Here is a 20,197-nt window from a genome sequence, read left to right on the forward strand (position 1 = left end):
GTGTTGGTCAGAGCTTCAGAGCTCCGGAATGATCAGTGGTGGCCGTGGCCGCTCGTGATCTCCTTGTACTCGTCGGCGGTGGGCTTGGGGATCTGCCCCTCTTCCCCGTAGTAGCCCTTGGAGAGCTTCGCCCGGAGCTTCTGCGAACCGGACGGCTTGCGCTCGACACCGTTCTCGTCGACCGTCGGGCCGAGCTCGATCGGCTTGTACTGCTCGTGCGCCGTGAGGGTGTGCAGCTGCTCCTTGCTGAGCGGCTCGTGGACCTCGATGAACTCACCGTGCGGCAGGCGCTTGATGAGACCCGACTCGCGGCCGTGCAGCACCTTGTCCTTGTCGCGCCGCTGCAGACCCAGGCAGATCCGCTTGGTCACGATGAAGGCGATGACCGGTCCGGCGAAGAAGGCGATCCGGACGAACCAGGTGATCGCGTTCAGCGACAGGTGGAAGTGCGTGGCCCACAGGTCGTTGCCACCGCCGACCAGCATGACCATGTACGCGGTGATCCAGGCGACACCGAAGGCCGTACGGGTCGGGGCGTTGCGCGGGCGGTCCAGGATGTGGTGCTCGCGCTTGTCGCCGGTGACCCAGGACTCGATGAACGGGTAGACCGCGATGGCCACGAGGACCAGCGGGAAGACCACGACCAGCGGGATGAACACGCCCAGGGCGAGCGTGTGGCCCCAGAGGTTGATCTCCCAGCCCGGCATCACACGGATCAGACCCTCGGCGAAGCCCATGTACCAGTCGGGCTGGGCGCCGGTGGACACCTGGTCCGGCCGGTACGGGCCGATGGCCCAGATCGGGTTGATCGAGGCGATCGCCGCGATGACCGCGATGACACCGAAGACCAGGAAGAAGAAGCCTCCGGCCTTGGCCATGTAGACGGGCAGCAGCGGCATGCCGACGACGTTCTTGTTGCTCTTGCCGGGGCCCGCGAACTGCGTGTGCTTGTGGTAGAAGACCAGGATCAGGTGCGCCACCACGAGGCCGAGCATGATGCCCGGCAGCAGCAGGATGTGGACCGAGTAGAACCGGGCCACGAAGTCGCCGCCGGGGAACTCGCCGCCGAACAGGAACATCGACAGGTACGTGCCGACGATCGGCATCGACAGGATGGCGCCCTGCATGAAGCGCACACCGGTGCCGGAGAGCAGGTCGTCCGGGAGCGAGTAACCGGTGAAACCGGTGAACATGCCGAGGACGAACAGCAGGAAGCCGAAGACCCAGTTGACCTCACGGGGCTTGCGGAACGCACCCGTGAAGAACACGCGCATCATGTGCACGAACATGCCGGCGAGGAAGATCAGCGCCGCCCAGTGGTGGATCTGCCGGATCAGCAGACCACCGCGCACATCGAAGGAGATGTGCATGGTCGAGTTGAACGCCTCCGACATCAACTGTCCCTGCATCGGGACGTAGCTGCCGTGGTACTCCACCTCGTTCATCGACGGGTGGAAGAACAGCGTCAGGTACACACCCGTGAGGATGATGATGATGAAGCTGTACAGGCAGATCTCACCGAGCATGAAGGACCAGTGGTCCGGGAAGATCTTGCGCATGTTGGCCTTGGCGAGGGAGTAGATCCCCAGCCGGCCGTCGGCCCAGTCCGCTACCCGCTCACCGGCGGGCGCCTTCTGGCGGTTGTCGTTCGATGATGTCGTGGTGGTGCTCATCCGCGCTCCCAGAAGGCAGGACCGACGGGCTCTTCGAAGTCGCCGAGCGCCTCGAGGTAGCCCTTTTCGTTCACGCCGATGCGCAGCTGCGGCAGGGCGTGGCCGGCCGGGCCGAAGATCACTCGGGCACCGTCGGAGAGATCGAAGGTGGACTGGTGGCACGGGCAGAGGACGTGGTGCGTCTGCTGCTCGTACAGGGAGATCGGGCAGCCCACGTGGGTGCAGATCTTGGAGTACGCCACGATGCCTTCGTGCGACCACTCCAGCTCGCGCTTGTCCTTGATGTTCTCCGGCTGGATCCGGACGATCATCAGGGCGGCCTTGGCGATCTGGGTCTGGAAGTCGTGGTCGTGCTCGGACATGCCCTCGGGCATGGCGAAGGTCAGCGAACCGACCGCCACGTCCGCGGGCCGCAGCGGCTCGTGGGTGTTCATGTTCACGAGCATCTTGCCCTTGGCCCACTTGGTGTGCCGGAGCTTGTCCTCGGGCAGCGGACCGAGGTCGCGCAGCAGGACGACGCCGGAGAGCGGGACCAGGGCCAGCGCGCCGAACATCGTGTTCCGGATCAGCTTGCGCCGACCGAAGCCCGATTCCTCGGCACCCTGCTTGAAGTCCGCCATGACCTTGGCGCGGACCTCGGGCTCGGCCGCGATCGGGTGCCGCTCGTCGGTCATCTCCACGTCGGACATCAGGGTGCGGGCCCAGTGGACCGCGCCCGCGCCGATGCAGAACAGCGCCACGCCGAGGGTGGTGCCCAGGGCGAAGTTGAGGCCGCTGATGTGACCGATCGGCCAGATGAAGACGCTCTTGTCGGCGGGGATCGCCACGTACGAGGCGATGAAGCCGACCGTCGCGATCATCGACAGCGTGAACATGAAGGCCACGGCACGCTCGGACCGCTTGGCGGCCCGCTCGTCGATGTCCTGGACGCGGTGCTCGTGGGGCGGCAGCCCCGGGTCGGCGAACGGGTTCTCTTCCGTGGTCGCCACCGAGCCGTGCTCGGTCTCCTGCTTGCTGGGCAGGTTCTCTTCTGGAATCTCTTGGCTACTCATGACTTCTTGGCCTTTGCGGTCCGAGCGGCGACCCACACGGCGACCGCGATCAGCGAGCCGAGACCGAAGATCCAGCCGAAGAGGCCTTCACTGACCGGACCCAGACCACCCAGCTTGAGACCGCCAGGGCTCTCGGTCTTCTCACCGTTGACCGCGTCGAGGTACGCGATGATGTCCTTCTTGTTCTTCTCCGGCATCGTCGTGTCGGGGAAGGACGGCATGTTCTGCGGGCCGGTCTGCATGGCCTCGTAGATGTGCTTCGGGGAGACACCTTCGAGCGACGGCGCGAACTTGCCGTGCGTCAGCGCGCCACCTTCACCGGTGAAGTTGTGGCACTGGGCGCAGTTGGTGCGGAACAGCTCGCCGCCCTTGGCGATGTCCGCCCCTTCCGGGCTGTACTGCTTCTCGGTCGGGACCGAGGGACCGGCACCCAGCGACGAGATGTACGCCGCCAGCTGGTCGATCTGGGCCTGGTTGTAGATGACCTTCTTCTTGGGCGCCTGGGCACCCGGCTGCTGGAGCGGCATACGGCCGGTGCCGACCTGGAAGTCGACAGCGGCGGCGCCCACGCCCACCAGGCTCGGACCGTCGGAGGAGCCCTGACCGCCGGTTCCGTGGCAGCTGGAGCAGCCCACGGCGTAGAGCTTCTTGCCCTCGTCGATGGCGAGGGACTGGGCGGTGTCATCGGCCTGCGCCTTGTCCGCCGGCGCGAACGCGGCGTACAGCCCCCCGGTGGCCGCCAGCGCGAGGAGTAGGACGACGACCGCCGCCAGCGGATGGCGTCGTCGTGCGGAGAGCTTTTTCACGGATTACCCCGGTGTCAGGATCTTCTGCGTCGATGCTTCTGGAATGTTTCGGATGCGTCGCGTGAGCGACCTCCGCTTACTTGATCATGTAGATCGTGGCGAAGAGGCCGATCCAGACCACATCGACGAAGTGCCAGTAGTAGGACACGACGATGGCTGCGGTCGCCTGTTCGTGGGTGAACCTCCTGGCCGCATAGGTGCGTCCCAGGACCAGCAGGAAGGCGATGAGGCCGCCTGTCACGTGCAGTCCGTGGAAGCCGGTGGTCAGGTAGAAGACCGAGCCGTACGGGTCGGACGAGAGCGAGAGGCCCTCGTGCTTGACCAGCTCGGTGTATTCGTACACCTGACCGCCGATGAAGATCGCACCCATGATGAAGGTGACGATGAACCACATCCGGAGCTTCTTCACATCCCCGCGTTCAGCTGCGAACACGCCCAGCTGACACGTGAGGGAGGAGAGCACCAGGATCGTGGTGTTCGTCGCCGAGAACGGGAAGTTAAGGGCCGAGGCCATTTCCTTCCAGTGATCAGGACCTGTCACCGATCGCAGGGTGAAGTACATCGCGAAGAGGGCCGCGAAGAACATCAGCTCGGAACTCAACCAGATGATGGTTCCGACGCTGGTGAGGTTCGGTCGATTGACCGGCGGGTGCGCGTGCCCGGTATCTACTGTCGTTGCTGTCGCCACGACCGACATTATGTCGGTCGCTTATCCCGCCCTCACCCCGGGGGGTGCCGTTCGGAGTGTCTACGGGGTGTGTCCTGCCCGGATGGCCCATCGGAGGCCTGTCCGAAGCGGTGTTGACGGGGTGTCGGGAGGAGTAGCATCCGCGCATCGGTTCCCGATCCCATGACGGCACAGCTCAGCTCGACGCAACAGCTCGACGTATCGGAGGAACAATGCAGCCGACCGCCACGGTGCTGGTCTACAGCGACAACGCGAGCACCCGCGAGCAAGTCCGGTTGGCCACGGGCCGCAGGCCGGCCGCGGACGTTCCCCAGGTCCAGTTCATCGAGTGCGCGACGCCGCACGCGGTCATCAAGGAGCTGGACCGGGGCGGCATCGACGTCTGCGTCCTGGACGGCGAGTCGGCGCCCGGCGGCATGGGCGTCTGCCGCCAGATCAAGGACGAGGTCTTCCAGTCGCCGCCCGTGCTGCTCCTGATGGGGCGCCCGCAGGACGCCTGGCTGGCCACCTGGAGCCGGGCCGAGGCCGCGGTGACCCTGCCGGTCGAGCCGGTGGAGTTCGCGAGCGCCCTGGCCGGGCTGCTGCGCGAGAAGGCGGCCGTCGAGGCCTGAGCGACGCTCGAGCGGTTCACGAGCGGCACGGCGATTCGCATGCGAGAGGGGTCCACGCCATGGCGCGGGCCCCTCTCGCATACCCTCTCGCACGCCTCTGACAGGCTCTCTGCCGGGTCGTCAGACCCGCGGCCGCAGCCTGGCCGCGTCGGCCGCCGCGGGGCCCTCCTTGGTCCCGGAGAACAGCGCGCTGCCCTTGCGCCATTTCTTCCAGCTCAGGTTCCAGTCGCCGAGTCCGTTCCCGAACGCCGGCATGTCCTCGCCGTAGCTGTTGATGACGGTCACGAGGTCGCCCTGGCGGACGGTCTCGTAGAACCAGGCGGCGTTCCCGGTGCTCATGCCGGTGCAGCCGTGACTGGTGTTCGCGGAGCCCTGCGAGCCCACCGACCAGGGCGCGGCGTGCACATACTCACCCGAGTCGGTCACCCGTGTCGCGTAATAGACCATCTTGTCGTAGAAGTCCGATGCGCCGATGCTGGCACTGGTCATACGTACGGAGTACTCCTTGCCGAGCACGACCTTGACGCCGTTGCGCGTCGAGTAGCCGGGCTTGCCCGTGGTCACGGGCATGGAGTTGATCTCCTCGCCGTTGCGGTAGACCGTCATGTAGTGCGATCCGGCGTCCGTCACGGCCTCGATGCGGTCGCCGATGGTCAGCTTGAGGGGCTTGGCCTCGCCGCCCCACAGCTTGTCCTTGACCTTGAGGCCCTCCAGGTTGCTGGAGACGTTGACGGTCGCTCCCGCGGGCCAGTACTCCTTCGGGCGGTAGTGCAGCGTCTCGCTGTCCACCCAGTACCAGGAGCCCTCGGTGACGGGCACCGAGCGGACCTTCAGCGCACGCTCGACGACCGACCTGGCCTCCTTGCCCTTCACCGGCTTGCTGAGCTTGGCCGTGACGGGCTGCCCGACGCCGTACTTGCCCGCCTCGGGTCCGAAGGTGACCTTCAGCCGCTTCTTCTTCTCGGGCAGGTCGGTGTCGAAGGTGAGGACCTTGCGGCCCGGCGCCCCGTCGTCGTCCTCCGTGCTCACCCGCACGGTGTAGTGGGCGCCTGCCGCCAGCGGCGTGGTGCTGTGCCACCGGGAGCCGTCGGCCGAGAGTTCGCCCGCCACGTACCGCCCCATCGCGTCGGTGGCCAGTACGTCGGTGATGCGCCCGTCCTCGCCCTGGGCCGTGACCTCCAGGGGCTTGTCCGGATCCGCCTTCTTGGTGCCCACGGGGCCGTTGAAGGCGATCTGGTCCGCCGCGTCGTACGGCTCGGCCGAGAGCGGATGCCCGGAGCCCCCGCAGGCCGTGGCCCCCGCACCGAGTGAGGCCACCAGCATCGTGCAGCTCAGTACCGTGCGAATTCGCGGAGAGTGGCTCATAAACACACGGTATGAAGGTTCACCACGTCTGGCGCGGCGAGTGACCCGTCCGTGGGGTGTCGCTTACGCCGAAGGGCCCCGGCGCTCCTCGCGGAGTGCCGGGGCCCTTCGGGTGCGGTCGGAACTACGGACTCACTGGGTCTGGTTCTCGCCGCGGTAGTACTCGAACACCCAGCCCCACAGGCCGATCAGGATGATCGGGGCCGAGAAGTACAGCAGCCACCAGCCGAAGACGACGCCCATGAAGGCGAGCGCGCCACCGACGGCCAGGGAGAGCGGCTGCCAGCTGTGCGGGCTGAAGAAGCCCACCTCGCCGGCCTCGTCCGCGACGTCGGCCTCCTTGTTGTCCTGTGCGGAGGCGTCGACACGCCGGGCCGTGAAGGCCAGGTAGTAGCCGATCATGATGCACAGGCCGAAGGCCAGGAAGAGCGCCGTGGTACCGGCAGGCTCCTTCGACCAGACGCCATAGACGATCGCCATGGCGAGGACGAAGACGCTCAGCCAGATGAACATCTTGCCCTGGATCTTCACTTCGTGGCCTCCTTGTCGCCGCCGAACAGCGCGGTGTCCTTCTGTCCGTCGTTCTCGAGGTGGCCGATCGCCGCGATCTCAGGGTGGTGCAGGTCGAACGCGGGCGATTCCGAGCGGATCCGCGGCAGCGTGACGAAGTTGTGCCGCGGGGGCGGGCAGGACGTCGCCCACTCCAGGGAGCGGCCGTAGCCCCACGGGTCGTCGACCTCGATCTTCTTGCCGTACTTGGCGGTCTTCCAGATGTTGTAGAAGAACGGCAGGATCGACAGGCCGAGCAGGAACGAGCAGATCGTCGAGATCGTGTTCAGGGCCGTGAAGCCGTCGGCGTGCAGGTAGTCCGCGTACCGGCGCGGCATGCCCTCGGCACCCAGCCAGTGCTGGACGAGGAACGTGCCGTGGAAGCCGACGAACAGCGTCCAGAAGGTGATCTTGCCCAGACGCTCGTCGAGCATCTTGCCGGTGAACTTCGGCCACCAGAAGTGGAAGCCGGAGAACATCGCGAACACCACGGTGCCGAACACCACGTAGTGGAAGTGCGCCACCACGAAGTACGAGTCCGAGACGTGGAAGTCCATCGGCGGCGAGGCCAGGATGACACCGGTCAGACCACCGAAGGTGAAGGTGATCAGGAAGCCGACCGCCCAGAGCATCGGGGTCTCGAAACTCAGCGACCCCTTCCACATCGTTCCGATCCAGTTGAAGAACTTCACGCCTGTCGGCACGGCGATCAGGAACGTCATGAAGGAGAAGAACGGCAACAGCACGCCGCCGGTGACGTACATGTGGTGGGCCCACACGGTCACGGACAGACCCGCGATCGCGATGGTCGCGCCGATCAGACCCATGTAGCCGAACATCGGCTTGCGGGAGAAGACCGGAATGACCTCGGAAATGATGCCGAAGAACGGCAGGGCGATGATGTACACCTCTGGATGGCCGAAGAACCAGAAGAGGTGTTGCCAGAGCAGTGCGCCGCCGTTTGAGGCGTCGAAGATATGGGCGCCGAACTTGCGGTCCGCCTCCAGGGCGAACAGCGCGGCGGCCAGGACCGGGAAGGCCAGCAGGACGAGCACCGCGGTCAGCAGCACGTTCCACACGAAGATCGGCATGCGGAACATCGTCATGCCCGGAGCGCGCATGCAGATGATGGTGGTGATGAAGTTGACCGAGCCGAGGATCGTACCGAAGCCGGAGAACGCCAGACCCATGATCCACATGTCCGCGCCGATGCCCGGCGAGCGGACCGCGTCCGACAGCGGGCTGTACGCGAACCAGCCGAAGTCGGCCGCACCCTGCGGGGTGAGGAAGCCGCCGACCGCGATCAGCGAGCCGAACAGGTACAGCCAGTAGGCGAACATGTTCAGCCGCGGGAAGGCCACATCGGGAGCACCGATCTGCAGCGGCATGATCCAGTTCGCGAAACCGGCGAACAGCGGCGTCGCGAACATCAGCAGCATGATCGTGCCGTGCATCGTGAACGCCTGGTTGAACTGCTCGTTCGACATGATCTGCGTGCCGGGACGGGCCAGTTCGGCGCGCATGAAGAGCGCCATGACGCCGCCGATGCAGAAGAACGCGAACGACGTGACCAGATAGAGCGTGCCGATCGTCTTGTGGTCGGTGGTGGTCAGCCACTTGATCACGACGTTGCCCGGCTGCTTGCGCCTGACCGGCAGCTCGTCCTCGTACGAGTCTGCTGCCGCGGCACCCTGGGGTTCGTTGAGGATGCTCACAGGTTGTTCGTCTCCCGGTTCTTCTCGTGGCCCGTCTGCTCGATGCCGGCCGGGATGTAACCGGTCTGGTTCTTCTTCGCGAGGTCCTCGAGGTGCTGCTTGTAGCGCTCGGGAGAGACGACCTTGACGTTGAAGAGCATCCGGGAGTGGTCGACGCCGCAGAGCTCGGCGCACTTGCCCATGAAGGTGCCCTCCTTGTTGGGAGTCACCTCGAAGGCGTTGGTGTGGCCCGGGATGACGTCCTGCTTCATGAGGAACGGCACCACCCAGAAGGAGTGGATGACGTCACGCGAAGTCAGAACGAAACGGACCTTCTCGCCCTTGGGGAGCCAGAGGGTCGGTCCGGGATTGCCGTTCTGGGGGTTCCGCTCGCCGGGCGTGCCGACTTCGTAGACACCGCCGGCGTTGGCCGGGAAGTCCTTGCGGAAACGGTCCGGAATGGCTTCCAGGTCCTTGGACGTCTTGGCGTCGCCCTTGTCGGAACCCGGCACGTCCTCGATGTAGTTGAAGCCCCAGCTCCACTGATAGCCGACCACGTTGACCGTGTGGGCCGGCTTGTCTTCGAGCTTGAGGAGCTTCGACTCGTCACGTGCCGTGAAGTAGAAGAGGACCGACACGATGATGAGCGGAACCACCGTGTAGAGCGCCTCGATGGGCATGTTGTAACGCGTCTGCGACGGTACTTCCACCTTGGTGCGGCTGCGCCGGTGGAAGATGACGCTCCACAGGATCAGACCCCAGACCAGCACGCCCGTGGCGAGCGCTGCCGCCCACGAGCCCTGCCAGAGGGAGAGAATCCGCGGAGCCTCTTCCGTTACCGGGGTGGGCATTCCAAGGCGGGGGAAATCCTTGTATGTGCAACCGGTGGCGGTCGCCAGGATCAGGCCCGCAGTCAGCACCTGCGGCAGCTTCCGCCGCATCGGGCGCCGCGACGAGCGGTCGGAGCCGTTGGGACTCACGTAGCGCCTTCCCGAGAGTCTCGCCCGCGCGGTCGGCTGCGGCCTTCACGCTGGTCGGTCGCCGCCCTGCGGCGGGCAGGGGTTTGGATGTTTATGCGGACCAAACCCTACTGGACGCTATTTGGGGTCGCGCGGGGAGGGTGCCTAACGCGCCGCGGGTCACTCCGAAGGGTGGGACGCCCGCCCCTCGACGGGTTTCTGACGGAGCCTTGGAACGCCCACGAGCTCGGCGGAATCCGCTGATCCGCGGGTGCGGGTGGCTTGTGGCCGGGCGCGCGGTTCCCCGCGCCCCTGGGGAGCGGCCCCTGCGGGGCGCTCCCTCTGGGCGGGGTGCTGGGGGGACGTCTTAGGTTTGAGGCGTGTCCTACTTCGATGTCGCCTCCTCCGCTCCCCTTCATCCCGTCGCGCGGCAGGCGCTGCAGGCCTCCCTGGACGAGGGGTGGGCCGATCCCTCGCGGCTCTACCGCGAAGGGCGGCGGGCCCGGCTGCTGCTCGACGCCGCGCGTGAGGCCGCCGCCGAGGCGGTGGGCTGCAGGGCCGACGAGCTCGTGTTCACCTCCTCCGGCACCCGTGCCGTGCACTCCGGGATGGCCGGGGCGCTGGCCGGGCGGCGGCGCGTCGGACGCCACCTGATCGTGTCGGCCGTCGAACACTCTTCGGTGCTCCATTCGGCCGAGGCCCATGAGGACGACGGCGGGGCGGTGACCGAGGTGGGGGTGGACCGCGGCGGAGCGGTGGACCCGGAGGCGTACGCCGCGGCGCTGCGGGAGGACACCGCGCTCGCCTGTCTGCAGTCCGCCAACCACGAGGTCGGCACGGTGCAGCCGGTCGCCCGGGTCGCGGAGGTGTGCCGGGCCGCCGGGGTGCCGCTCCTGGTGGACGCGGCGCAGTCGCTGCCCTGGGGGCAGGTCGATGGCGGCTGGTCGCTGCTGACCGGGAGTGCCCATAAATGGGGCGGTCCGGCAGGAGTGGGGCTTCTCGTCGTGCGTAAGGGAGTGCGCTTCGCCGTGCGAGGGCCCGTCGACGAGCGGGAGTCCGGGCGGGCCGTCGGCTTCGAGAACATTCCGGCGATCGTGGCCGCGGCCGCCTCGCTGCGGGCGGTGCGGGCCGAGGCGGACGCGGCGGGGGTACGGCTGCGGGAGCTGACGGAGCGGATCAGGGCGCGGGTGCCAGGGCTCGTGCCGGATGTGGAGGTGGTGGGCGATCCGGTGCGGCGGCTGCCGCACCTCGTCACCTTCTCCTGTCTCTATGTCGACGGGGAGACGGTGCTGCACGAGCTGGACCGGGCCGGTTTCTCCGTGTCGTCGGGGTCCTCGTGCACCAGCTCGACGCTGACGCCGAGCCATGTGCTGCGCGCCATGGGGGTGGTCAGCGAGGGGAACGTACGGGTGTCGCTGCCGTCCGGCGTCGAGGAGGCGGAGGTCGAGCGGTTCCTGGAGGTGCTGCCCGGGGTGGTGCGGGGCGTGCGGGAGACCCTGGGGGCGCCGGTGGGGGGCGGGGACGGGGCGGCGGAGGCCGTGACCGTCGACGCGCTCGGGATGAGCTGTCCGCTGCCGGTGATCGAGCTGGCCAAGGCGATCGGGCGGGTACGGGTGGGCGGCACCGTCACCGTCCTCGCCGACGACGAGGTCGCCGCCGTGGACATCCCCGCCTGGTGCTGGACACAGGAGCAGGAGTACGTGGGCGAGCGGCCGGCGGACCGCGGTGTCGCGTACGTGGTCCGCCGGAGCTCGTGAGGGGCAGGGCCCTGGGCCTCAGGCGGCCAGGTGCGGCCTGACCTCGGCGGCGGCCTCGTGGCCGTACGCCTTGGTGAAGCGGTCCATGAAGTTGCTGCGGCGCAGCTCGTACTCCTGCGTGCCGACGGTCTCGATGACGAGGGTGGCGAGCATGCAGCCGACCTGCGCCGCGCGCTCGTGGGAGACGCCCCAGGCGAGGCCGGAGAGGAAGCCCGCGCGGAACGCGTCGCCGACGCCGGTCGGCTCGACCTTCGCCTCCTCCTCGGGGACGCCGACCTCGATCGGGTCCTTGCCCGCGGACTCGATGCGGACGCCGTTCGCGCCGAGGGTCGTCACGCGGTGGCCGACCCGCGAGAGGATCTCGGCGTCCGTCCAGCCGGTCTTGGACTCGATGAGCCCCTTCTCGTACTCGTTGGAGAAGAGGTACGTCGCGCCGTCGAGGAGCGTGCGGATCTCCTCGCCCTCCATGCGCGCGATCTGCTGCGAGAAGTCCGCGGCGAACGGGATGTCGCGGGAGCGGCACTCCTCGGTGTGGCGGAGCATCGCCTCGGGGTCGTCGGCGCCGATCGAGACGAGGTCGAGGCCGCCCACGCGGTCCGCGACGGTCTTCAGCTCGATGAGGCGGGCCTCGCTCATCGCGCCCGTGTAGAAGGAGCCGATCTGGTTGTGGTCGGCGTCCGTGGTGCAGACGAAACGCGCGGTGTGCAGCGTCTCGGAGATGCGGACCGACGCCGTGTCCACGCCGTGCCGGTCGAGCCAGGCGCGGTACTCGTCGAAGTCGGAGCCCGCCGCGCCGACCAGGATCGGGCGGGTGCCGAGCTGCCCCATGCCGAAGGTGATGTTGGCGGCGACACCGCCCCTGCGCACATCGAGGGCGTCGACGAGGAAGGAGAGGGAGACCGTGTGCAGCTGATCGGCGACCAGCTGGTCGGCGAAGCGGCCGGGGAAGGTCATCAGGTGGTCGGTGGCGATGGAGCCGGTGACTGCGATACGCACGGCTGGGTGCTCCTGTGGAGGAGAGGCGAGGATTGACAGTTCACGCTACCGGGTCGAGGCACCCCGCCTGAAGTGCCAAAACTACCCGATAGTAGGGCTTTTTTCGTGAGCCTCCGGATGCATACGGTGCCGTTATGACCGTTATCCCGAAGGATGTCGTCCTGCACCGTCGCGCCACGGCCCCGGAGGCCGCCGAGAGCATGGAGTCGTTGCGCGGCGACTGCGCCCGCATGGCACCGCACTGGAGGGTGCCCGTCGCGGCGTCCGCCGCCCCCGTGCCGCCCTCGCTGATCCACGGCGTCACCGTGCCCCCGTCCTCCGCGCGCCTGATCGGCGAAATGTCGGAGTACGGCGACTGAGGGAGACTGATCGCAGGGCCCGGCGCGCGCCGAAGGGAACCGCGCGCTCCCCTCCTGCGTCCCATCGCCGTCCCCCGTAAAGGGGAACCGGGATACGACGAAGCCCACCGGTGGCAGGCACCTGTGGGATGTCCGGGACAGCAGTGCAGTCGAAGGAGCGATGCGGTGAGCACCGAGCGATCCGATTCTGAGGCGTCCGAGCGGCAGCGGCGGCGGTCCCGCCTGGCCGTCGCCTCGGTCGCGGCCACCGTGCTGCTGGTCGGCGGCGGTGGGGCGTACTTCGCGGCGTCCGCGTCCGGCGGTGGCGGCAACGGCGGCAGCGACGGGGCACCCGCGGGGGACGGCGGCAATCCGCCGCCCCTCGCCCTGGACGGCTATCCGGCCGCCGACCGGCAGGGCGACAGCAAGAGCGGCACCGGCGGCACCGGCGCCCCCAACGGCATCGCGCCCGGCGAGCCCGATCCGAACGGCGTGCGGTACCGGGCGACCACCCGGCTGCCCGAGGGCCCGGAGTCCGCGGCGGTCCACCACGCACGCGGCGAGGTCACCGCCGCCGAGGTGAGCAGGCTCGCGAAGGCGCTGGGTGTGGACGGGACGCCGAAGTCACAGGACGGCACCTGGAAGGTGGGGCACTCCAACGACGGGTCCGGGCCCTCGCTGCAGGTGAACAAGCAGGCGCCCGGTACCTGGACCTACGCGGGGCACGGCACGGGCGGCACCGACAACTGCCTCCGCGGCAAGCCCTGTTCGAAGTCCTCCGTCGCGCCCGACGGCGAGACGGGTGACGCGGTCGGCGAGCAGGCGGCCAAGGACGCGGCGGCGCCCGTCCTGAAGGCCCTCGGCCAGGACGACGCGAAGCTGGACGCGAGCCAGCTGATGGGCGCCGTACGGGTCGTGAACGCCGACCCGAAGGTGGACGGCCTGCCGACGTACGGCTGGTCGACCGGCATCCAGGTCGGCCCCGGCGGCGACGTGGTCGGCGGCAGCGGCCAGTTGAAGGTGCCGGAGAAGGGGGCGACGTACCCCGTCATCGGCGCCCAGGAGGCCCTGGACCGGTTGAACGCGTCGGGCGGCGACGGCCGCGGCGGCATCGGCGGCTGCGCGACTCCGGTGCCGCACACCGACGACATGACGAAGACCGAGGGCGGCAGCGGCGCGAAGCAGGCCCCCTGCGAGCCGTCGTCCGAGGCGCCGAAGCCGCAGCCGGTCGCCGTCAGCGGCGCCACGTTCGGCCTCGCGACGCACTTCGTCGACGGCAAGCAGACCCTCGTGCCGTCCTGGCTGTTCGACGTGAAGCCGCAGGGCGCGAAGGACACGTTCACGGTCACGCACCCGGCGGTCGCGCCCGAGTACCTGACGTCGCCGAGCACACCGGAGACGCCGGACACGCCGGACACGCCGAAGGACAAGACGCGCCTCACGTCCTACACCGCCGACGGCACGTCGCTGACCGTGCACTTCTGGGGCAGCGCCTGCAGTGAGTACGCCGCGTCCGCGCGGGAGAGCGGCGACCGCGTGGAGGTCACGGTCGAGGAGACCGGCAAGACCGGTGACGTCTGCGTCATGATGGCCAAGGAGCTGAAGAAGAAGGTCACCCTGGACAAGCCGCTGGGCGACCGCAAGGTCGTGGACTCCGCGGGCGACACGGTCCGGCGGAAGTAGCACATCCGAACCGGTGGTACACGAAGGCGGCGGCCCCCTGGGAACTCAGGGGGCCGCCGCCTTCGACGTTGGTGCCTCGCAGCCTCAGCTGAAGGAGTCGCCGCAGGCGCAGGAGCCCGTGGCGTTGGGGTTGTCGATCGTGAAGCCCTGCTTCTCGATGGTGTCCACGAAGTCGATGGAGGCGCCGCCCAGGTAGGGAGCGCTCATGCGGTCCGTGACGACCTTCACGCCATCGAAGTCCTTGACGACGTCGCCGTCGAGCGAGCGCTCGTCGAAGAACAGCTGGTAGCGCAGGCCCGAGCAGCCACCGGGCTGAACGGCGACGCGCAGCGCCAGGTCGTCCCGGCCCTCCTGCTCCAGCAGGCCCTTCACCTTGGCCGCGGCGGCGTCCGACAGGAGGATGCCGTCGCTCACGGTGGTGGTCTCGTCCGATACGGACATCTGCTTCTCTCCCGGGTTGTACGGAGACTGCTTGCCGACGGTTGCAACCGGCGGGGCCGCGGATTCATTCCGGGCCGAGCGCTTACGTCTTACCCCTTCATGCTCGCACATGGCGCGGCGGGGAACAGCGGGCCGCCGGACGGCGAATGCGTCACATCGACACTATGGCCATCGTCAAACTGACACGAAGCGGTTATGATAGATAACGTCAATTAGACGAAAAGGATCGTCTGCAGAGTCAGAAAGGGTGCGTGTTGTGACCACCGCCCAGTCCCCCGCGGACAGCGTGACCCTCGATGTACAGCCCACGCCCCTCGCCCTGCTCCTCCTCGGCCGCGAGGCCGACCCCAGGAGCGAGCGCGGCGTGGAGTGCCCCGGCGATCTGCCGTCCCCCTCCGACCCGGACCTGGTGGAGCGCGCCCGCGCCGCCAAGGAGAGGCTCGGGGACAAGGTCTTCGTGCTGGGCCACCACTACCAGCGCGACGAGGTCATCCAGTTCGCGGACGTCACCGGCGACTCCTTCAAGCTCGCGCGTGACGCGGCCGCGCGGCCGGACGCCGAGTACATCGTCTTCTGCGGTGTGCACTTCATGGCCGAGTCCGCGGACATCCTGACGACGGACGACCAGAAGGTCGTGCTGCCCGACCTGGCCGCCGGCTGCTCGATGGCCGACATGGCCACCGCCGAGCAGGTCGCCGAGTGCTGGGACGTGCTGACCGAGGCCGGGATCGCCGAGCAGGTCGTGCCCGTCTCGTACATGAACTCCTCGGCCGACATCAAGGCGTTCACGGGCAAGCACGGCGGCACGATCTGTACGTCGTCGAACGCCAAGCGCGCGCTGGAGTGGGCCTTCGAGCAGGGCGAGAAGATCCTGTTCCTGCCCGACCAGCACCTGGGCCGCAACACGGCCGTCCGCGACATGGGCTTCTCGCTCGACGACTGCGTGGTCTACAACCCGCACAAGCCGGGCGGCGGCCTGACCGCCGAGCAGCTGCGCGACGCGAAGATGATCCTGTGGCGCGGGCACTGCTCCGTGCACGGGCGCTTCTCGCTGGAGAGCGTGGAGGACGTCCGCGCGCGCATTCCCGGCGTGAACGTGCTGGTGCACCCGGAGTGCAAGCACGAGGTCGTCGCGGCGGCGGACCACGTGGGCTCCACGGAGCACATCATCCAGACCCTGGAGGCGGCGCCGGCCGGGTCGAAGTGGGCGATCGGCACGGAGCTGAACCTCGTGCGGCGGCTGGCGAACCGTTTCGCCGCCGAGGACAAGGAGATCGTCTTCCTCGACAAGACGGTCTGCTTCTGCTCGACCATGAACCGCATCGACCTGCCGCACCTGGTCTGGACGCTGGAGTCCCTCGCGGACGGCAAGCTCGTCAACCGGATCGAGGTGGACCGGGAGACGGAGCAGTTCGCGAAGCTGGCGCTGGAGCGGATGCTGGCGCTGCCGTAGCCCTCGGCCCTACTCCGCCCGCGGCCGCACCAGTCCCGACTCGTACGCGATGACGACGAGTTGGGCGCGGTCGCGGGCGCCGAGCTTCGCCATCGCCCGGTTCACGTGGGTCTTCACGGTGAGCGGGCTGACTTCCAGGCGCTCGGCGATCTCGTCGTTCGAGTGGCCGCCCGCGACCTGCACGAGGACTTCGCGCTCGCGTCCGGTGAGCGCGTCGAGCCGCTCGCCGCGCGCGGGCCCGTCACCGTCCTGTCCGTCGCCCTGCGCGAGGAACTTGGCGATCAGGCCCTTGGTGGCCACCGGTGACAGCAGCGCCTCGCCGGCCGCCGCGACGCGGATCGCGCCGAGCAGTTCGTCGGGCTCCGCTCCCTTCCCGAGGAACCCCGAGGCGCCCGCGCGCAGCGACTGCACCACGTACTCGTCGACCTCGAACGTCGTCAGCATCACCACGCGGACGTGGGCCAGCGAGGGGTCCGCGCTGATCATGCGGGTGGCGGCGAGTCCGTCGGTGCCGGGCATCCGGATGTCCATCAGGACCACGTCGGCGCGCTCCGACTTGGCGAGCCTGACCGCCTCCGCCCCGTCGGACGCCTCGCCGACCACCTCCATGTCGGACTCGGAGTCGACGAGCACCTTGAACGCGCTGCGCAACAGCGCCTGGTCGTCGGCGAGCAGTACGCGGATCGTCACGCGGTCCCTCCCTTTGCCGTGGTGACGGGCAGGATCGCATGGACACGGAAGCCGCCTCCGTAGCGGGGCCCCGCGGAGCAGCTGCCGCCGAGGGCGGTGACGCGTTCGCGCATGCCGAGCAGGCCGTGGCCGCCGCCGTCGGTGTTGGGCGTCTCGCCCTTGCCGTGTCCCGGGCCGTCGTCGATGACGGTGACCTCGACGTTCGGGCCGACGCGGACGACGCTCACCTCGGCCTTGGCGTCCTGCCCGGCGTGCTTCTGCACATTGGTCAGGGCCTCCTGGATGATCCGGAACGCGGCGAGGTCGACGGCGGCCGCGAGGTCCAGGCCGACCTGGCCGAGCGCGACCTCCACGGGCAGGCCCGCGTTGCGGAACGTCTCCACGAGTTCGTCGAGGCGGTGCAGGCCCGGGGCGGGCTCGGTGGGGGCCTCCGGGTCGCCGGTCTGCCGCAACAGGCCCACGGTGGCGCGGAGTTCGTTGAGCGCGGAGCGGCTGGCGTCGCGTACGTGCGAGAGGGCTTCCTTCGCCTGGTCGGGACGCCTGTCCATGACGTGCGCGGCGACGCCTGCCTGCACGTTGACCAGGGCGATGTGGTGGGCGACCACGTCGTGCAGGTCGCGGGCGATCCTCAGTCGTTCCTCGGCGACGCGGCGCCGGGCCTCTTCCTCGCGCGTACGTTCCGCACGCTCGGCGCGCTCCCTGATGGCGTCGACGAACGCACGGCGGCTGCGCACGGCGTCGCCCGCGGCGGCGGCCATGCCGGTCCACGCGAAGATGCCGAGGTTTTCCTGCGCGTACCAGGGCAGGGGGCCGCCCGAGAGCATCGCGATGCCGGTGAGGCCCACCATCGTGACCAGGCCGATCCGCCAGGTCGTGGAGCGGTCCGTGCGGGCGGCGACGGTGAACAGCGCGATGACCGCGCACATCACGACGGGGGCGCGGGGCTGGCCGGTGAGCAGCTCCACGATGGCGGCGGCGCAGGTCGCGGCGAGCACGCACCAGGGGGCGCGGCGGCGGAAGACGAGGGCGAGCGCGCCGAGCGTCATCAGGATGAGGCTGGGGGCGTCGGGGGTGCGGGTGCCCCAGGTGGGGCCGTGCTCCCCGTTCGGCTCGGCGAACGAGCCGACGACCATGCAGACGAGGACGGCGGTGGCGAGCGCGGCGTCCACGGCGAGGGGGTGCGTTCTGGCCCAGCCGCGGCCTCGTACGAGAGTGGTCACACGCTTAACGTTACGGGGGCCGGCCGGGGGCCTTGGGCGGATCGGGGTTGTTGCGGTCGTGCGGAGCCCGCAGGCCGGTGGGGGCTGGTCCGCCCGTCCGGCGAGCCGCACGTGTCACGGCCTCGCGCCCCTGGGCTGCGCCCCTTACGGGGCGCGCTCAGCCTGGGATCAAGCCGTCGTCCGTCAGCATGTCCCGTACCTCGGAGAGGGTCGCGTCCGGGGACGGGAGGATGAGCTGGGAGGGTTCCAGGGCGTCGTCCGGGAGCGGGGTGCCCAGTTCCCGGACCTTGTCCAGGAGGGCGTGGAGCGTGCGGCGGAATCCGGGCTCGTCGCCGCTCTCCATCTCGTCGAGCAGCTCGTCGTCCAGCTTGTTCAGTTCGGCGAAGTGGCTGTCCGCCAGCTTCACCTGCCCCTCCCCCATGATCCGTACGATCATGTCGTCCTCCTCAGGACGTGCGTAGGGCTACTGCTTGTCGAAGCGCGGGGTGTCCTGGGGCTGCTGGGAGCGCGGCTGGGACTGGCCCTGGCCGCCCTCGATCGCCTGCTGCCCGCCGCTGGAGCCTCCGGCGAGTTCCGCCTTCATGCGCTGCAGCTCCAGCTCTACATCTGTACCACCGGAGAGGCGGTCGAGCTCGGTCTGGATGTCGTCCTTGGCCAGTCCGGAGGAGTCGTCGAGTGCACCGGAGGCGAGCAGTTCGTCGATCGCGCCGGCCCGCGCCTGGAGCTGCGCGGTCTTGTCCTCGGCGCGCTGGATCGCCATGCCGACGTCGCCCATCTCCTCGGAGATGCCCGAGAAGGCCTCACCGATGCGGGTCTGCGCCTGCGCCGCGGTGTACGTGGCCTTGATCGTCTCCTTCTTCGTGCGGAAGGCGTCGACCTTGGCCTGGAGGCGCTGCGCCGCGAGGGTGAGCTTCTCCTCCTCGCCCTGCAGGGTCTGGTGCTGCGTCTCCAGGTCCGTCACCTGCTGCTGGAGCGCCGCACGGCGGGACAGGGCCTCGCGGGCCAGGTCCTCGCGGCCGAGCGCCAGCGCCTTGCGGCCCTGGTCCTCAAGAGTCGAGGACTGCTTCTGGAGCTGGGTCAGCTGCAGTTCGAGGCGCTTGCGGGACGTCGCCACGTCGGCGACGCCGCGGCGCACCTTCTGCAACAGCTCCAGCTGCTTCTGGTACGAGTAATCGAGGGTCTCGCGCGGGTCCTCGGCCCGGTCCAGGGCCTTGTTCGCCTTCGCGCGGAAGATCATCCCCATACGCTTCATGACACCGCTCATGGGCTTCGCGCGCCCCCTTCTGACGGACTTCCAGCTCCAGGTACTGCTCAGAACCCACAGTACGGGCCCTGCATCCATTACCGCACTGTTCGCGTGCGGATGCGCTCATCCCCAAGGACGACTGCGTCCCGCACCGCTCCGGCGTAAGGAGTAGGTGCACCCCTGTGAGCCGGACCCGGAAGAGGAGGACGGCGGGCACCGGACCCGGCGCATACCGCCTGCTACGTCCCATTGGGCACATAATCAAGACGCCCGGCGTTGCCGGATCGTTCCCCTCCGGGCTGACGTCCATGTCTCCGCACCCCGTACCCTTGGATTTTGTGTTCCGTAGCCGATCCAAGGAAGAGAAGGCCCCGGCTGTCCAGGCGCCGGTGACCGACTCCAACCAGCCCCGTGACCCGCAGGCCCCCAAGGGCCGCCCCACCCCCAAGCGCGCCATGGCCCAGTCGCAGCGCCGCAGCGTGACCAACACGCCGACGACGCGCAAGGAGGCCGCCAAGCGGCAGCGCGACGAGCGCCGCACGCAGATGGCGAAGCAGCGCGAGGCGATGGCGAGCGGCGACGAGCGGTACCTGCCCGCGCGTGACAAGGGTCCCGTGCGCAAGTTCGCGCGCGACTTCGTGGACTCGCGCTTCTGCGTCGCCGAGTTCTTCCTGCCCCTCGCGGTGATCATTCTCGTCCTGAGCATCGTCCAGGTGCCTCAGCTGCAGAATGTCGCGCTGCTCGCCTGGCTCTTCGTGATCGTCCTGATCATCGTCGACTCGATCGCCACCGGGTTCCGTCTGAAGAAGCGCCTGAACGAGCGCTTCCCGAACGAGAACAAGAAGGGCGCCGTGGCCTACGGCCTGATGCGTACGCTCCAGATGCGCCGGCTGCGCCTGCCGAAGCCGCAGGTCAAGCGTGGAGAGCGGCCCTGAGCGGATTCACCGGCGGGGCCGGGGCCTGGCTGGAGAAGCTG

The 20,197-nt window shown here is 68.7% G+C and carries 20 protein-coding genes; 6 read left to right on the forward strand and 14 right to left on the reverse strand.

Annotated features, from left to right (window positions below):
* Nucleotides 1-32: 32 nt before the first annotated feature.
* The 4 genes from DEJ47_RS09825 to DEJ47_RS09840 all read right to left on the reverse strand — a co-directional run bounded on the left by DEJ47_RS09825 (nucleotide 33) and on the right by DEJ47_RS09840 (nucleotide 4,228).
* A complete protein-coding gene (locus tag DEJ47_RS09825; protein ID WP_150166923.1) occupies nucleotides 33-1,673 on the reverse strand; it encodes a cytochrome b in 1,641 nt (546 codons plus the stop codon).
* Nucleotides 1,670-2,725, reverse strand: a complete 1,056-nt coding sequence (locus tag DEJ47_RS09830; RefSeq protein ID WP_150166925.1) for a ubiquinol-cytochrome c reductase iron-sulfur subunit — start codon at nucleotides 2,723-2,725, stop codon at nucleotides 1,670-1,672. The genes DEJ47_RS09825 and DEJ47_RS09830 overlap by 4 nt, the downstream gene beginning before the upstream one ends.
* Nucleotides 2,722-3,531 carry a c-type cytochrome gene (locus DEJ47_RS09835; protein ID WP_150166927.1) on the reverse strand — a complete coding sequence of 270 codons (810 nt, stop codon included), beginning with the start codon at nucleotides 3,529-3,531 and terminating at the stop codon, nucleotides 2,722-2,724. Before DEJ47_RS09835 ends, DEJ47_RS09830 begins: the two co-directional genes overlap by 4 nt.
* Before the next feature lie 76 nt (nucleotides 3,532-3,607).
* Nucleotides 3,608-4,228: a heme-copper oxidase subunit III gene (locus tag DEJ47_RS09840; protein WP_055566234.1), complete on the reverse strand. Its 621-nt coding sequence runs from the start codon at nucleotides 4,226-4,228 to the stop codon at nucleotides 3,608-3,610.
* Between the two features lie 203 nt (nucleotides 4,229-4,431).
* On the opposite strand from DEJ47_RS09840, the gene DEJ47_RS09845 reads away from it, so the two are divergent.
* On the forward strand, nucleotides 4,432-4,830 hold the full coding sequence (locus DEJ47_RS09845) for a response regulator transcription factor (RefSeq protein ID WP_150166929.1): 399 nt from the start codon (nucleotides 4,432-4,434) through the stop codon (nucleotides 4,828-4,830).
* A 120-nt stretch (nucleotides 4,831-4,950) separates the two neighbouring features.
* Here DEJ47_RS09845 and DEJ47_RS09850 read toward each other — a convergent pair whose 3' ends face one another.
* The 4 genes from DEJ47_RS09850 to coxB form a co-directional block, all read right to left on the reverse strand.
* Nucleotides 4,951-6,195: an Ig-like domain-containing protein gene (locus DEJ47_RS09850; RefSeq protein WP_150166931.1), complete on the reverse strand. Its 1,245-nt coding sequence runs from the start codon at nucleotides 6,193-6,195 to the stop codon at nucleotides 4,951-4,953.
* Nucleotides 6,196-6,327: 132 nt separating this feature from the next.
* Complete coding sequence (locus tag DEJ47_RS09855; protein ID WP_055566237.1) at nucleotides 6,328-6,726, reverse strand: cytochrome c oxidase subunit 4; 399 nt, start codon at nucleotides 6,724-6,726, stop codon at nucleotides 6,328-6,330.
* Nucleotides 6,723-8,459 (reverse strand): cytochrome c oxidase subunit I, encoded by a 1,737-nt coding sequence (ctaD, locus tag DEJ47_RS09860; RefSeq protein WP_150166933.1) that lies wholly within the window; start codon nucleotides 8,457-8,459, stop codon nucleotides 6,723-6,725. The genes DEJ47_RS09855 and ctaD overlap by 4 nt, the downstream gene beginning before the upstream one ends.
* Nucleotides 8,456-9,418 (reverse strand): cytochrome c oxidase subunit II, encoded by a 963-nt coding sequence (coxB, locus tag DEJ47_RS09865; RefSeq protein ID WP_150166935.1) that lies wholly within the window; start codon nucleotides 9,416-9,418, stop codon nucleotides 8,456-8,458. The genes ctaD and coxB overlap by 4 nt, the downstream gene beginning before the upstream one ends.
* Nucleotides 9,419-9,777: 359 nt before the next feature.
* Between coxB and DEJ47_RS09870 the strand changes: the two genes are divergently transcribed.
* Complete coding sequence (locus DEJ47_RS09870; protein ID WP_150166937.1) at nucleotides 9,778-11,154, forward strand: cysteine desulfurase/sulfurtransferase TusA family protein; 1,377 nt, start codon at nucleotides 9,778-9,780, stop codon at nucleotides 11,152-11,154.
* A gap of 18 nt (nucleotides 11,155-11,172) precedes the next feature.
* Here DEJ47_RS09870 and DEJ47_RS09875 read toward each other — a convergent pair whose 3' ends face one another.
* Nucleotides 11,173-12,150, reverse strand: a complete 978-nt coding sequence (locus DEJ47_RS09875) for a carbohydrate kinase family protein (RefSeq protein ID WP_150166939.1) — start codon at nucleotides 12,148-12,150, stop codon at nucleotides 11,173-11,175.
* Between the two features lie 134 nt (nucleotides 12,151-12,284).
* On the opposite strand from DEJ47_RS09875, the gene DEJ47_RS09880 reads away from it, so the two are divergent.
* Together DEJ47_RS09880 and DEJ47_RS09885 are read left to right on the forward strand one after the other, a co-directional pair.
* Nucleotides 12,285-12,509 (forward strand): hypothetical protein, encoded by a 225-nt coding sequence (locus tag DEJ47_RS09880; RefSeq protein WP_150166941.1) that lies wholly within the window; start codon nucleotides 12,285-12,287, stop codon nucleotides 12,507-12,509.
* Between the two features lie 165 nt (nucleotides 12,510-12,674).
* The gene (locus DEJ47_RS09885) at nucleotides 12,675-14,171 is read left to right on the forward strand and encodes a hypothetical protein (protein WP_150166943.1); all 1,497 of its coding nucleotides are present in this window, start codon (nucleotides 12,675-12,677) and stop codon (nucleotides 14,169-14,171) included.
* Nucleotides 14,172-14,255: 84 nt separating this feature from the next.
* On the opposite strand, the gene DEJ47_RS09890 is transcribed toward DEJ47_RS09885, so the two are convergent.
* The gene (locus DEJ47_RS09890) at nucleotides 14,256-14,612 is read right to left on the reverse strand and encodes a HesB/IscA family protein (RefSeq protein WP_030933606.1); all 357 of its coding nucleotides are present in this window, start codon (nucleotides 14,610-14,612) and stop codon (nucleotides 14,256-14,258) included.
* A 247-nt stretch (nucleotides 14,613-14,859) separates the two neighbouring features.
* On the opposite strand from DEJ47_RS09890, the gene nadA reads away from it, so the two are divergent.
* The gene (gene nadA, locus DEJ47_RS09900) at nucleotides 14,860-16,065 is read left to right on the forward strand and encodes a quinolinate synthase NadA (protein WP_398333530.1); all 1,206 of its coding nucleotides are present in this window, start codon (nucleotides 14,860-14,862) and stop codon (nucleotides 16,063-16,065) included.
* Nucleotides 16,066-16,074: 9 nt separating this feature from the next.
* Here nadA and DEJ47_RS09905 read toward each other — a convergent pair whose 3' ends face one another.
* From DEJ47_RS09905 to DEJ47_RS09920, 4 genes are all read right to left on the reverse strand, one after another.
* On the reverse strand, nucleotides 16,075-16,755 hold the full coding sequence (locus DEJ47_RS09905; protein WP_150166949.1) for a response regulator: 681 nt from the start codon (nucleotides 16,753-16,755) through the stop codon (nucleotides 16,075-16,077).
* Nucleotides 16,752-17,975 (reverse strand): sensor histidine kinase, encoded by a 1,224-nt coding sequence (locus DEJ47_RS09910; RefSeq protein WP_150166951.1) that lies wholly within the window; start codon nucleotides 17,973-17,975, stop codon nucleotides 16,752-16,754. The genes DEJ47_RS09905 and DEJ47_RS09910 overlap by 4 nt, the downstream gene beginning before the upstream one ends.
* 157 nt (nucleotides 17,976-18,132) lie before the next feature.
* Nucleotides 18,133-18,411, reverse strand: a complete 279-nt coding sequence (pspAA, locus tag DEJ47_RS09915; protein ID WP_150166953.1) for a PspA-associated protein PspAA — start codon at nucleotides 18,409-18,411, stop codon at nucleotides 18,133-18,135.
* 27 nt (nucleotides 18,412-18,438) lie between these two features.
* Nucleotides 18,439-19,239, reverse strand: a complete 801-nt coding sequence (locus DEJ47_RS09920; protein ID WP_150166955.1) for a PspA/IM30 family protein — start codon at nucleotides 19,237-19,239, stop codon at nucleotides 18,439-18,441.
* Between the two features lie 290 nt (nucleotides 19,240-19,529).
* On the opposite strand from DEJ47_RS09920, the gene DEJ47_RS09925 reads away from it, so the two are divergent.
* Nucleotides 19,530-20,156, forward strand: a complete 627-nt coding sequence (locus DEJ47_RS09925; RefSeq protein WP_150166957.1) for a DUF3043 domain-containing protein — start codon at nucleotides 19,530-19,532, stop codon at nucleotides 20,154-20,156.
* Nucleotides 20,157-20,197 lie beyond the last annotated feature (41 nt).

The organism is Streptomyces venezuelae, from assembly GCF_008642355.1.
GTDB classification, from domain to species: Bacteria; Actinomycetota; Actinomycetes; order Streptomycetales; family Streptomycetaceae; genus Streptomyces; species Streptomyces venezuelae_B.